The sequence below is a fragment of the Alkaliphilus sp. B6464 genome, assembly GCF_018141165.1.
Lineage (GTDB): Bacteria > Bacillota > Clostridia > Peptostreptococcales > Natronincolaceae > Alkaliphilus_B.
The window spans coordinates 2,398,592-2,412,065 of record NZ_CP058557.1 but is presented as its reverse complement, the minus strand read 5'-3'; the positions used below and the strand labels follow the sequence as shown (position 1 = coordinate 2,412,065).

At 30.1% G+C, this 13,474-nt stretch carries 15 protein-coding genes and 1 tRNA gene; 1 reads left to right on the top strand and 15 read right to left on the bottom strand.

What is annotated here, in order from left to right; translation table 11 throughout:
* Positions 1 to 17 precede the first annotated feature (17 nt).
* From queA to HYG84_RS12020, 6 genes are all read right to left on the bottom strand, one after another.
* Positions 18 to 1,043 carry a tRNA preQ1(34) S-adenosylmethionine ribosyltransferase-isomerase QueA gene (gene queA, locus HYG84_RS12045; RefSeq protein WP_212377501.1) on the bottom strand — a complete coding sequence of 342 codons (1,026 nt, stop codon included), beginning with the start codon at positions 1,041 to 1,043 and terminating at the stop codon, positions 18 to 20.
* A gap of 3 nt (positions 1,044 to 1,046) precedes the next feature.
* On the bottom strand, positions 1,047 to 2,720 hold the full coding sequence (locus HYG84_RS12040; RefSeq protein WP_212377497.1) for a SpoIID/LytB domain-containing protein: 1,674 nt from the start codon (positions 2,718 to 2,720) through the stop codon (positions 1,047 to 1,049).
* A gap of 183 nt (positions 2,721 to 2,903) precedes the next feature.
* Positions 2,904 to 3,914 carry a Holliday junction branch migration DNA helicase RuvB gene (ruvB, locus tag HYG84_RS12035; RefSeq protein ID WP_212377494.1) on the bottom strand — a complete coding sequence of 337 codons (1,011 nt, stop codon included), beginning with the start codon at positions 3,912 to 3,914 and terminating at the stop codon, positions 2,904 to 2,906.
* Positions 3,915 to 3,934: 20 nt separating this feature from the next.
* A complete protein-coding gene (gene ruvA, locus HYG84_RS12030; RefSeq protein ID WP_212377491.1) occupies positions 3,935 to 4,519 on the bottom strand; it encodes a Holliday junction branch migration protein RuvA in 585 nt (194 codons plus the stop codon).
* A 17-nt stretch (positions 4,520 to 4,536) separates the two neighbouring features.
* On the bottom strand, positions 4,537 to 5,031 hold the full coding sequence (gene ruvC / locus HYG84_RS12025; RefSeq protein WP_212377488.1) for a crossover junction endodeoxyribonuclease RuvC: 495 nt from the start codon (positions 5,029 to 5,031) through the stop codon (positions 4,537 to 4,539).
* Positions 5,032 to 5,177: 146 nt separating this feature from the next.
* Complete coding sequence (locus HYG84_RS12020) at positions 5,178 to 5,819, bottom strand: BofC C-terminal domain-containing protein (RefSeq protein WP_212377485.1); 642 nt, start codon at positions 5,817 to 5,819, stop codon at positions 5,178 to 5,180.
* 169 nt (positions 5,820 to 5,988) lie between these two features.
* On the opposite strand from HYG84_RS12020, the gene HYG84_RS12015 reads away from it, so the two are divergent.
* Entirely contained in the window at positions 5,989 to 6,195 is a 207-nt protein-coding gene (locus tag HYG84_RS12015; RefSeq protein ID WP_212377482.1) for a DUF378 domain-containing protein, read from the top strand.
* A 771-nt stretch (positions 6,196 to 6,966) separates the two neighbouring features.
* Here HYG84_RS12015 and HYG84_RS12010 read toward each other — a convergent pair.
* From HYG84_RS12010 to HYG84_RS11970, 9 genes are all read right to left on the bottom strand, one after another.
* Positions 6,967 to 7,350: a DUF5050 domain-containing protein gene (locus tag HYG84_RS12010; RefSeq protein ID WP_249168761.1), complete on the bottom strand. Its 384-nt coding sequence runs from the start codon at positions 7,348 to 7,350 to the stop codon at positions 6,967 to 6,969.
* Between the two features lie 312 nt (positions 7,351 to 7,662).
* Complete coding sequence (locus HYG84_RS12005) at positions 7,663 to 7,860, bottom strand: hypothetical protein (protein ID WP_212377479.1); 198 nt, start codon at positions 7,858 to 7,860, stop codon at positions 7,663 to 7,665.
* Positions 7,861 to 7,950: 90 nt separating this feature from the next.
* Positions 7,951 to 8,418, bottom strand: a complete 468-nt coding sequence (locus tag HYG84_RS12000; RefSeq protein ID WP_212377477.1) for a hypothetical protein — start codon at positions 8,416 to 8,418, stop codon at positions 7,951 to 7,953.
* Between the two features lie 274 nt (positions 8,419 to 8,692).
* A tRNA-Sec gene (locus tag HYG84_RS11995) sits at positions 8,693 to 8,789 on the bottom strand.
* Between the two features lie 119 nt (positions 8,790 to 8,908).
* A complete protein-coding gene (locus HYG84_RS11990) occupies positions 8,909 to 9,460 on the bottom strand; it encodes a biotin transporter BioY (RefSeq protein ID WP_212377474.1) in 552 nt (183 codons plus the stop codon).
* 161 nt (positions 9,461 to 9,621) lie between these two features.
* The gene (gene rluF, locus HYG84_RS11985; protein WP_212377471.1) at positions 9,622 to 10,311 is read right to left on the bottom strand and encodes a 23S rRNA pseudouridine(2604) synthase RluF; all 690 of its coding nucleotides are present in this window, start codon (positions 10,309 to 10,311) and stop codon (positions 9,622 to 9,624) included.
* Positions 10,312 to 10,422: 111 nt separating this feature from the next.
* On the bottom strand, positions 10,423 to 11,328 hold the full coding sequence (locus HYG84_RS11980; RefSeq protein ID WP_212377468.1) for a GerMN domain-containing protein: 906 nt from the start codon (positions 11,326 to 11,328) through the stop codon (positions 10,423 to 10,425).
* Between the two features lie 13 nt (positions 11,329 to 11,341).
* Positions 11,342 to 12,793: a sensor histidine kinase gene (locus HYG84_RS11975; RefSeq protein ID WP_249168608.1), complete on the bottom strand. Its 1,452-nt coding sequence runs from the start codon at positions 12,791 to 12,793 to the stop codon at positions 11,342 to 11,344.
* Positions 12,768 to 13,457, bottom strand: coding sequence for a response regulator transcription factor (locus HYG84_RS11970; protein ID WP_212377465.1), 690 nt, complete (start codon positions 13,455 to 13,457; stop codon positions 12,768 to 12,770). The genes HYG84_RS11975 and HYG84_RS11970 overlap by 26 nt, the downstream gene beginning before the upstream one ends.
* Positions 13,458 to 13,474 lie beyond the last annotated feature (17 nt).

Genomic DNA, 13,474 nt, shown 5'->3' with positions numbered 1-13,474 from the left:
TTAAATCTTCACCATCCTTATTTTATGAACATAGCATCTCCAAAACTAAAAAATCTATATCTTTCTTTTACTGCGGTCTCATAGGCATTTAAGGTTCTATCCTGACCTGCTAAAGCACTAACCAACATAATTAATGTTGATTCTGGTAAATGAAAATTAGTAATTAAATTATCCACTATTTTAAAACTATATCCGGGATAAATAAAAATATCCGTCCATCCACTACTAGGCTTTATTTGTCCATATGTATATGCTACTGACTCTAAAGTTCTACAACTAGTAGTGCCCACAGCAACTACTTTATTTCCTTGTTTTTTAGCATTATTAATAATACTAGCAGTTTTATCATCTAGAATATAAAATTCCGAGTGCATCTTATGTTCTTCTATTTTTTCCACCTTTACAGGGCGAAATGTACCTAAGCCAACATGCAAAGTAATATATACAACTTTTATTCCTTTATTTTCTATTTTTTGCAATAACTCCTTAGTGAAGTGTAGGCCAGCTGTAGGTGCAGCTGCAGAACCCTGATTTTTAGAGTATACTGTTTGGTATCGTTCCTTATCCTCCAGCGCTTCTGTAATATATGGTGGTAATGGCATTTGCCCTAGTCTATCTAATATTTCTTCAAATACACCATCATATTCAAACTTTATAATTCTAGAGCCTTCTTCTCCCATACCTACAACTTCTGTATGCAGTAGTCCATCACCAAAAACAAATCTACTACCAATCTTTGCTTTTTTTCCTGGCTTGACTAATGCTTCCCACGTGTCTAATTCTATTCTTTTTAATAATAGAAATTCTATTTTACCCCTAGTTACTTCTTTTTCACCAATTAATCTTGCAGGTAATACTCTAGTGTCATTTAATACTAAACAATCTCCAGGGTTTAAAAATTCTACAATATCATAAAAATGCTTATGTTCAATTTTTCCAGTCTCCCTATCCAAAACCATCAATCTTGAATTATCTCTATTTTCCAAAGGTGTTTGTGCAATTAATTCCTCTGGTAAGTAAAAATCAAAGTCTTTTGTTTCCATTTTTTATTCCACCTTTACACCCGTATAATAATGAGTTAGTATTTCATCGTATTTATAGTTCAATTCGGCCATTTTCTTTGCTCCATACTGGCTCATGCCTAAACCATGTCCAAATCCCTTTCCGTGCAGTACAAAAGTATCCGAAATATTTTCAATTACTTCTTCGTCTATACTCCTATACTCCTTTCCGTTAAATATAGAGAGTCCCTGCGAATTGCTGATTTCATATATTCCATCAGCCGTAATTACATGTTTACTCGTTAAGTTAATGGATTCCTCTTTAGATGCACTTCCATTTATAACCATCAGTTGAGATTCATTGTTAGTGTCATTATTAGAATTAATAGAAAACCAACTACTTTTTAACTCCAGAACAGTTCTACTTTTTTGTTTTTCCATAATCTCTTGTCCTTCTGTTCCATATACAACTAAAGATAAAACTCTTCCATTATTAGAAATAGAAGTAATCTTCATATCTAAAATATCTCCTATAAATATATTATGGTTAGCTAAACGGTTTTTTATTTCGTCTTTTGTAAATGATACAGACCAAGTGCTATTTGGCGCATCTAAAGAGAAGTTATCCTCTACTCCTCTAATATAAGAAAGTTGACCTGCCCAAATATTTTCGCTATCTTCAGTATGACCACCACTATTAGAATGATAATAAGGCTCTACCAATGTACCATTATAAGTTATAACCTTAGATCTAGTTTCGTCTACTGCCACATTTGTATTAGGATGCTCTCCAGTATAACCCTTGTATACCTGAGAATTTGTAGTAGAGCACAAATTAAAATCAAATTGTTTGTATTTATTAAAATTAGTAAGGGCAAATCCTCTTGCTGCCACAGCTTGGGCTTTTAAAGCTTCTATTGGCCACGATGCTGGCATTTCTCCTGGCACAACTCCATACAAATACTCCTCCAAAGGTAGTTTATTGATTATTGTCATATCACTATTTGACAACCTTTTTGCAGTAATAGCTCCCCTATAGTTAGTACCCTCTACATTTACTATAGGTGTAGTACCTCTATAATCTTTGCCAGTAAAATAAATTTCATCTGCTGAATCATACATAAATATAGTATTTCCTTTTTCATTAATAACTTGGACCCTAGTAGTAGATGGTTGTATTACTTTAGCATCGTAGCCGTAGTTTGCATTTATTTTGTTTGCTTCTTCATTAGCGCTCGATTCAGTTAAATATAAACCTGAAAAAACCTTCCATTCTTTTTCATAAGATAAGTAGCTATTTACATTCCCTATATTAAGTGAATTCAAAAAATTATAAGCTTCTGAGTAACTGGTAAAACTTTGTCCAATTTGAATATGGTAAGGACCTTCTATATTTGATATATTAACTTGTTCATTTATAGCTCCTGTATACTCCGTAAAGCTAATCCCTTGCCCTATATAGAATTTATCTTTTCTTAATAAAATTTTATTTTCATCTAAATCAAATAAGTTAATGAATTCATCCTGCTGAAAAAATCCTACTCTAAAGCTAGATTGACTTTCTAATAATAATGTTGATTTTGCTGTCCTATCGAAAAAGAGCCCAATTTTTATATTGTAAGGTATCGTGGACTTATCATAAGAAAATGTAGTAGGCACATTCATAAGAACAATTAGTGCAATAAGCATTGGAACTATAATAATTTTTATCCTTCTCATTAAATAATCCTCCCAGGTAAAATAGAATAACTTTATAATTCGACAAAATCTCCTTAAACCCTTTATATTTTTTAATGTAATGAATTTGTAAAATAAACACTAATCCACTCAGAAAAAAATAAGACCTCCTATAGAAGCCTTATTTCAAAGCCCATTATTAGATTCTTCTAGTACATACTATTGTTATTCTTTAAAAGGGATATTAAAATGTTCGTATGCCTTTTTCATTACTACTCTACCCCTTGGTGTACGATTAATAAATCCTATTTGTAATAAGTAAGGCTCATAAACATCTTCTATTGTATTTCTTTCTTCTCCTGTTGAAGCAGCTAGGGTATCTAGGCCTACTGGTCCTCCTCCAAAGTTATTAATCATAACTTCAATCATCTTTTTATCAGTGTTGTCTAAACCTAAAGAGTCAATTTCAAGTAGAGCTAATGCATCTTGTGCAGTATCTAAAGTAATACGTCCATCGCCTCTAACCTGAGCAAAATCTCTAACCCTTTTTAAAAGTCTATTAGCTATACGAGGAGTACCCCTTGACCTTGAAGCAATTTCTGCCGCTCCATCATCATCTATATAAACATTTAAAATATAAGCTGATCGTTTTACAATCTCCTTTAGCTCTTTAATATCATATAATTCCAATTTGGCTATTACCCCAAATCTATCTCTTAGTGGAGAAGTTAACAGTCCAGCCCTTGTAGTAGCTCCTATTAAGGTGAACTTAGATAAATCTAGTCTTATAGATCTCGCACTTGGCCCCTTACCTATAATAATATCTAGCGCAAAATCCTCCATTGCAGGGTACAGTATTTCTTCAACTGTTCTATTAATCCTATGGATTTCATCTATAAACAAAACATCATTTTCTGATAGATTTGTTAATATAGCAGCCAAATCACCAGGTCTTTCTATTGCTGGACCAGATGTAATCCTAATATTTACATTCATCTCATTAGCTATAATGTTAGATAATGTAGTCTTACCTAAACCAGGAGGCCCATATAGTAGAACATGGTCTAAAGCTTCTTTTCTGTGTTGTGCAGCCTCTATAAATATTTTTAATTTTTCTTTTACTTTGTCTTGTCCAATATAATCATTTAAAAACTTAGGACGTAATCCACCTTCAATTTCTTGATCCTCAGGTTTTATTTTATTTGACACGATCCTCTCTTCAAACTCGGATATCATGTTCACTCCCTCCTCTTAATCTATTTCATTAGCCATCTAAGTGCATTTTTTATAATTTCCTCTGTTGCATAGCTTGTATCCTTAACAGCCTGAACTGCCTTTTCTCCTTCTACTTTAGTATATCCTAAGGCAATAAGAGCCTGAACTGCTTCATTGTCATCCTTATTATCATCATTAAATAAGGTGTAATCGTAATCTACATTTGTCTTATCGATTTTATCCTTTAATTCTAACACAATGCGCTCTGCGGTTTTCTTTCCTACTCCTGGTGATTTAGCTATTGAAGCAATATCATTACTTAATATGTAAGCCCCCAATTTACTTGGAGTGTAGGTAGATAGTATTCCACTAGCAACTTTTGGACCTATTTTAGAAACAGAAGTTAGTTTCTGAAACATTGCTAGCTCATCAGTAGAAGTAAAACCATACAAGCTTAACTCATCTTCCCGAACTACTAAATGTGTATAAACAATAGTCTGATCACCCCTTTTAACTTTAGAGACACTATTTGTAGTACTATTAATTCTATATCCGATCCCATTAACCTCGATTATTATTTTATCTAAAATAATATCAACAACCATTCCCTTTAAATATTCAAACATACATATTCCTCCAGAGCCTATTTGATTTTGAACATATCTTTAAAATTTCCCGAATGAGCATGACATATCGCTACTGCTAGAGCATCAGCAACATCGTCGGGCTTAGGTACATTAGGAAGATTTAGCAGTGTCTTAATCATTTGCTGCACCTGCCCTTTGTCTGCCCTACCATAACCAACTACTCCCTGCTTAACCTGCAAAGGAGTATATTCAAATATTTCTTTATCGTTATTAGCAGCAGATAGCACTGCTACACCTCTCGCATGACCTACTAACAATGCAGTTTTAACATTAGTATTAAAAAATAATTCTTCAATTGCTACAGCATCTGGATTATGTTTAATCATAATTTTATTTAAATCCTCATAAATCTTTTTAAGTCTCATAGGTGTAGGCATTGTGCTAGGTGTTGTAATAGCTCCATAATCTATAGGTCGAAATCGATTCCCCTCATAGTGTATTATACCATATCCCATTATTGCAAGTCCTGGATCAATTCCTAATATAATCATTTCTAATCCTCCACCTACCCTTTGCTTTATATTTAGAGTTTCTATTAAATTTGCTATTTTTTAGTTTAGCATATTCTCATTCAAAAGGCCAATTTAAAAAGCAGCTATCTATTTTTCAGATAACTGCTTTTTTGATATTTAAAATATTAACTACTATAATCCTCTAATAACTGATTAACATCTTCCATAGTTTCTACAAGAATACCTCTCTGTAATTTTTCTTGATCAACCGTTGGCAGGAGGTTTATAGGAATCTCTGTTTGATCAACTAAACTTTTTATTCCATCTTCATCATACTTATATATAGCTATATAACCTTTGTCTACAGAAATTACATAATGATTTGGACAAATCTTATTTTCTCGCCTAATTACAATAATGTCTTTTTTAGAAAAGCTTTCTATTTCCCAATTTGGATGATTTTGCTTTAAGTATTCTTCAAATCCCTTTTCATTTAATCCTATTAAGTCTAAAGAAGGCTGCTCCATTTTTTCTATAACACTTTGGCATTGTGTATATAATGTTTTATATACTAATGTAGTCTCGTTACTAATCGTATCCCCATATTTTGTAACTGACATTTCATTATCTTTATTAATATTATACAAACTATCTTCTTGGGCTTTAATTAACGCATTTAATCGCTCTTGTTCCTTTTGTCTTTCAAGCTTTTCTTGTGATATTTGACTCGAATATCTATAGTATCCAACTGTAAATCCAATTGAACTAAAAACCAAGGCTAATGTTAAAATTGAAAGTATTAGTGGCCACATTTTTTTTCTTCTCATTAAAAAAACCTCCTAACTTACTAGCTTATCTAGGAGATTATTCTAACCATTTTTTTGAAATTTATACCTCTTAAGAGTTTTTAAAAAATTTAAGCAAACAAATGTATTATTATTAAAAAATAACCAATACTAATATAGAAATTAATCTTTAATTAGGAGTGGTATTATTATGGATAGACTAGCTTTATTGCTTGTTATTATTGGTGCATTAAATTGGGGTTTAATTGGATTATTTCGATTTGACTTAGTTGCATCATTATTTGGAGGACAAGAAGCTTTACTTAGTAGAATTATCTACTCTTTGGTTGGTCTGGCAGGTATTTATTGTATTAGTCTACTCTTTAGAGAGAGAGATAGAGATACTACTAGAGAATAAACAAAACAAAGGATGATAGAAATCATGCTTTGTTCAGAATGTTGACAAAGAGCTTCTTGATTTTTAAATTATCAAGAAGCTCTTTAGCGTTGCTAAAACTCGCTCAATTGTTTAGCTTCCAAGGGCATAAAGCTCTCAAGTTAGCAATTTTATACAATTCTTTTTTCAAAAGAAATTATAGAATACAGTTATCGTGTTGAATTATGAAGTTAACAATGTTCTTTGAAAACTGAATAATACGGTATTGAAAAATTAGGAGTTTATTATAGTAATATAGGAGATATGGTATAATTTTCTTGTTAGATAAATCAGATTAGTATTATGTTACATTAGCAGTTATGAGGTTAAAACTAATACTGTAGAAGAAATTTGCAGATATGAAATTCCTAATCCTGAGTTTTATAGTCAATATATTCATATTGTTGGAGAAGAAATTATCATGATTAAGATGCATTTTACACATAATATAGTTTTAGCATTCATACCAAGACAAATGTTTTATTAAAGGTATAGCATTTATGGCATAGCCAATATGAGATACCTAGTAACTCAATCATACTAATTCCCCACAAGGTTTCGTTTTTAGTATCCATTTTCTTCAACTATATCGATTCCCTATTTTATAAGTTAATCTTTACTTCTTCATTACTCGTTCCATCTTTTTTAATTCTAAATAATTTCCGAGGATTAGACTGTATTAATATCCCATTGTCATATTCGTTCATACGCTCATTGACTTCTTCAAAGCTTAGTCCAAGGCTTTGAAAATACCTAAGTTTTTGTTGAATTTGCAGGCGTTAACAAAGAAAAAGTTTCGAGCATCCCTCTTTGCTCATCACTAAAATATATATTATTGTTATCTATTGCCATACTTAAATGTACAGTATCGACTTTAAATGAATTATCTAGCTTAAAATTATTAATATTATACCTGACTATATTCTCTGCCCAGCTGTCGGAACAATAAATCCAGTCAGCAACAATAAAAATTTCTTCCACATCTTCAAGACATTTAAAGACCTCTTCATTTACCTCATCCCTAAAAATCTTATAAAGCTCCCTATTACTTACAAAATAAATGAAGTCATCCTTTATGTTTAAATATTTTAATTCACCATTATAGAGTAGTTTTCTCTCGCCACTTTGCTTATCAATTTTATATAATCCATTATTTAAATAAATATAAATATACTTATCATCGTATTATTTAATCAAAAAACTTATATCATATTTGTATGTAATAATAAAAAATACAATAAGTGTTATAATTAAGTAGAGTTACCTTATATTTAATAGTTCCAAAATTGTTGACTAATTTATCTTTGTAGTTAAATGTCTTATTAAGTAGATATAATACCGAAACCGAAATTAAAGCAGGTAAGATTATTGATGGCGCCTCCATATAATTCCATACTTTCAAAATAATATTAAGTATTAATTTAAAGCCTTCATATTTTACATCAAATACTATTGAATCAATTCTAGCAAAGCTATTGCTAATGCGATACTAAATATGCTTAATAGTGCCTGAATAATTGTTAGTGGTATGTTATCATAATATCTCTCAGGTAAAATTGGTATATTTAAATTATACTTTTTATTAATTATCACTCTACATGCAGAGTAAATTAACGATGCTAATATTATCAATAATATAGCTATCAAATATTCAACTCCTTTCTTTAGAATTATAGTAAATCTGTACAAAATTTATAGACATTAATTTAAGTTTTCTATAAATATTGCGTCACTACGCTATGAGAAAGTATTTAACATTATTTTTATTTTCTCTACATAAACACTGGGACCTGTTAATATTGCTTGATTTTCATCTACAGTTACAGAAACTTTTTCCTTCCATAGCCATATATCTGCCCAACTAAGCTTTGGCTTTACTATGAAAACATCATTATTCTCATTGATAATTTTTAATCTGGTATATTCTAAGCAGTCCCTGAAAAGTATTGTAAAACTAACTTTATCTTCTATTGGTATTTCAATTTTGATTTTCTTATATTTGCTAACACTAAAAACGCTATTTAGAAGAGAAATTATCACTATAAATTTCCAATCAATATTAAGCTCACTAAGCCCATCAAACCCTAAAAACATTCCTCCTAAAATGACATAAAGAATTAATCCCATTGAGAAAGTTATGAAAAAAAATTTTAATCTTATGCCTATATTCCAATTATTTTCACTCACAAAATCACCATCTTTCAAATATATTTTTACTCTTTCATATTATTTTACAAGTATGTATCAAATCATTTTCTTACGATATGTTAATTATAACATTAATTTCAAAATATTGTATATCCCTAAACAAATATCTGCTCTCTTTCTTTTTCTTTAAAATCAGTATCCTTGTATAAGCATATTTAGCTATAATACCATTAAAGCTATTTTAAATTTGTTATGTACATTAATGTGTTGAATATTGAAAAATAAAAACGGCTACAACATAAAACGTTGTAACCGTTGATTTTTTCAAATTTGGCGGGAGTACGTGGGAATCGAACCCACCCAAGAGGCTACTAACCCCTCGCGCTGATTTTGAAGACCAGAGGGCACACCAGCACCCATCTACTCCCATTTATAACTGATTATTGACACCAATAGATTATAACATACATATTTTTTAACTTCAATATGTTTTTACATTTTTCTACAATGTTCTCCATTAAATAAATTTAATACATTTACTTATTCCTTAAATATTATTTAATTTTAATGCAATTATTGATGCTAGTGTAGCCTTAATTACATCCCCCACTATAAAAGGAATTACAGCAACTTGCAGAGTTTTCATATATCCCATATTTAGTACATAACTCATATATGTTGCCCCAAATAAGTAAGTAATAGGCATACCTATCAAAATAGTTACTAATAAATATCTGACTAAATTTATTTTCTTTCCTTTTAGATAACTTATTGCAATAGCTGCAAATAGAAATCCAATTATAAAGCCACCCGTTGGACCAAATAATGCCCCTAACCCACCAATTCCACCTGCAAATACAGGTAACCCGATGGCACCTAATAATATAAATATTAAAATAGATATAAAACTATGTATAGGCTTTAAAATTAAAGCTATTAAATTGACTACTATAGTTTGTGCAGTAATCATTATAGGGGTAAATGGTAATGGAAGTAAAATATATGATGATATACAAAGTAATGCTGTACATAAGGATATTTTTGTCATTTCACTTATAGATATTTTCGTCGCTTTATTTATATTTGTTTTTTCCTCCATAATTATACTTCCTTTCGCCAAGTTATTTTAATATATTAATCATCTAGACAAAATAAGTATAACCGAAGTTAATACAATTAGTCAACCTATTTTCATTTTAAGGTTAACCAAATTATAAATAATTGTACCAAAATAAAAAGACCACTATATTCGTGATCTTTTCATTGTAAATTTTTCATTAATCCATTAAATTCTTTTTTGGTAAGATTACGCCACTGCCCTATCTCTAAGCCATCTAGCTTTATATTCATTATTCGTATTCTTTCTAACTTAGTTACTGCATATCCAAATTTCTGACACATTCGCCTGATTTGACGATTAAGTCCTTGAGTTAAAATAATCCGAAATACCTTATCGCTTATTTGAGTTACTTCACAAGGCTTAGTTTTTGTACCAAGTATTCTTACCCCACTTGACATTCCTTGTAGAAATGAAGGTGTAATAGATTTGTTTACCGTTACTATATATTCTTTTTCATTATTATTTTCTGCGCGCAAAATTCTATTTACTATATCACCATCATTTGTTAGTAATATTAGCCCCTGGGAATCCTTGTCTAATCTTCCAATATGAAATATTCTTTCTGGATGCTTAACAAAATCAACTATATTACCTTTTATATGTTTTTCAGTAGTACAAGTTATACCTACTGGTTTGTTTAATGCAATATACACCGGTTTTCTTTTATTCCCTATAGGCTTACCATCAATTCGAACATCATCCCCTGGCTCAACTGTAGTTCCAAGCTGTGCGATAATGCCATTTATAGTAACCCTGTTTGCTTCAATCCATTGATCAGCTTCTCTTCTAGAACAAATCCCAGTTTCACTAATATATTTATTAATCCTCATGTATAAGTCCCTTTCTTATTTTATGAAATTGTATCTTAGAATCATACTTAATATTTCAACTTCAATATAGAATTATCCAGCTTTCTAACTTTGTTATACAGTCTCTAGAGCTTACGGAGAATTATTGAACTTTATACTATTGTTAAAAAACCTTGGTAAATCTTCAATAACTATTTTCCACTCTCCATAATGATTTGTAAATTTAAAATCTTTATTTTTGTAATGAAACTCATCACCAGTCCAAGTTTTTTCACTATAGTCAAATTTAACTACTATAAACTCATTGTATCCGGTCATTTCATAAGAATAAATATTATATTCTCTAACTCCTCGTTCTTTTTGGAAATGATAGTACATAGAATAATCAATATTTACGTTAGACGGATTATATAAAAGATCAAAAGCATTCCGATAATCTTCATTTTTTATAAAATTAAAATAATCTTTTACTATTTCTATAGGAGTTCTAATAGGATTATTAACTAAACTTAGATTTTGCTTATATGCATAGTCCAAAGGCATATACTTTTGCAAAACTCCTTCTTTTTGTCCATCCACTGATATTTGTACACTTTTAATAGTTTTAAGCTCAGTTAATGAATTTACTATTGAATATATGGCCAGTATCTCATTATTACCACCAAATTGCATGTCTGACTTAAATTCATTAGATAAATTAATATAAGCAGTACCATTTTTAGTTACTACAGAGTACAGTTTAGTAGTTGCAGGAATTACAGCTATTTTTTCTTTATCAATAGTTCCTTTAATCAATTCCTCTAAAATTATTCTTTCTCGTTGTTCCACTGTATGTTCAATAACTCTATTTTCCCTAGTTAAATATTGTTTTCCTCCATCAGGAAAATATAGAGTTATAAGTTCAACTGTCTTTTCAGGTATTGGTGCTATTTCTACCTTTAATTCTTCATTAATATTATTATCCTTATTTAACATAATTCTATTAAATGAAATGACTAGAACGACTATAAGAAGTAAATATATCAGAATTTTTTTCATATAAACCTCCTAATTAATCCTTATCGCCTAGCATATATTCCATAGGTAATTTAATGTAAAATGTTGTTCCTTCATTTATCTTACTCTCTACCTCTATCGTTCCTTGATGTAGACTTATAATTTGATGTGAGATAGCTAGTCCTAATCCGCTTCCACCTGTCTGTCTAGACCTTGCACTGTCTACCCGATAAAACCGTTCAAAAATATAGGGGGTATTTTCTTCTGCTATACCTATTCCATTATCACTTATTTTAATTATAGCATATTGTCCTCTTCTAAATAAGCTTACTTCTACTTTCCCACTATCTTCTGTATACTTTACTGCATTATGAATTATATTAGTTAATGCTTGATGTATTTTATCTTGATCTAAATAAATCTGTATTTTTTCCCATTGGTTCAAAATAATTTTTATATTTTTTTCATTCGCTAAAGGCTTAATGGAATTTACAACCTTTTCTAGCAAATAATTCACATAGGTTAATTTATAATCAAGATGTAACTTTTCTTCGTCCATGTCCACCATATTTAATAAATTTTCTATGATTTTATTTAAACGATCCATTTCGGAGTCTATATCCATCAAAAAATCCTTATATATTTCAACCTCTACATTAGGCTGAATCAACAGTGACTCTGATAAAAGCTTCATAGAACTTAGGGGAGTTTTTAATTCATGAGAAACATTAGCCACAAACTCTCTTCTCTGCTTTTCAATTTGGCTTAGTTTGGTATTCATAAAATTATAAGCCTTAGCTAGCTGACTAATCTCATCACTACCTGTTATAGGTACGTTTTCATTTAACTTTCCGTGGGCAGCGTTTTGCATAGCTTGGGTTAGTCGTTTAATAGGTTCTGATATAGCAGTCGCAATTTTAAGGGTTATAGAAGTAATTAGTATAAGTACAATTAAAGAAATTAATATTAGACTATTTCTAATTGAATTTATTGTAAAATAATGTTGTAGTAGGGATACGGATAATAAAACTACCCCTGCAATTTTTCCATTCTTAGTAAGTGGCACACTTGTATATAAAGTGTTTTTATGCTTATCTAATATGTATTCACTCACCATAGCCTCTCCATCCAAAGCTCTAACTACTTCTTTTTGATCAATTACAGCATCTCTTAAATCATTAAAGGAATCGTAAATTACTTTTTTTTTAGAATCAATTATCAATACTCTTCCATCAAGCTTTGTAGATATTTCCTTTAATTGAATATCTAAGTTGATATCAGTTAATTCAACATCTTCTTTGTTTAAAGTAACGGATATACTATCTGAAATAATGTTAGCCTTTATTAAGGCATCTTTTTTCTGCTCTTTTAAAAAATCAGTTTTTATAGTTTCGTATACAAAAATATTTATGACTAACAAAGCAACTACTATTAATAATAAATATGTGGATATTAGCTTCCACCTAATTCCATCAAAATTATTATTTATTCCTAAAATAGTACCCAACTCCCCACTTTGTCAATATATATCCTGGGTTACTAGAGTTAAGTTCGATTTTTTCTCTTAGACGTCTAATATGCACGTCTACTGTTCGTAAGTCTCCGAAATATTCGTAACCCCAAATTATTTCTAATAATTCTTCTCTGCTATAAATCTTCCCTGGATTTGATGCTAGCAATAGCAATAAATCAAATTCCTTAGCTGTTAGATTTATATCTGCTCCATTCAAACTTACTTTTCTACCTAAAGTATTAATTTTAAAATCATCAATTCTAATAATTCTCTCCTCAATTGGTTGATCTATACTTTGGTATCTTCTTAAAACAGCCTTTATTCTAGCTTTTAACTCTAAAATATTAAATGGTTTAGTTAAATAGTCATCTGCACCATATTCTAAACCTAATATTTTACTCATGTCTTCACCCTTAGCAGTTAGCATAATAATAGGAATCTGAGAGCTTAATCGTATTTGCTGGCATACTTGCAAACCATCTATTTTAGGAAGCATTAGATCTAATAAAATTAAATCTACCTTTTGTTCCTTCACTTTTCCTAATGCTTCTTCACCGTCAAATGCTGTAAATATTTCATATCCATCTTGTTCCAAACTATATTTTAACCCTTTTACCAAAAGAGGCTCATCATCTACAATTAAAATTTTATATCCCATTTTTTCACCCCATTCCT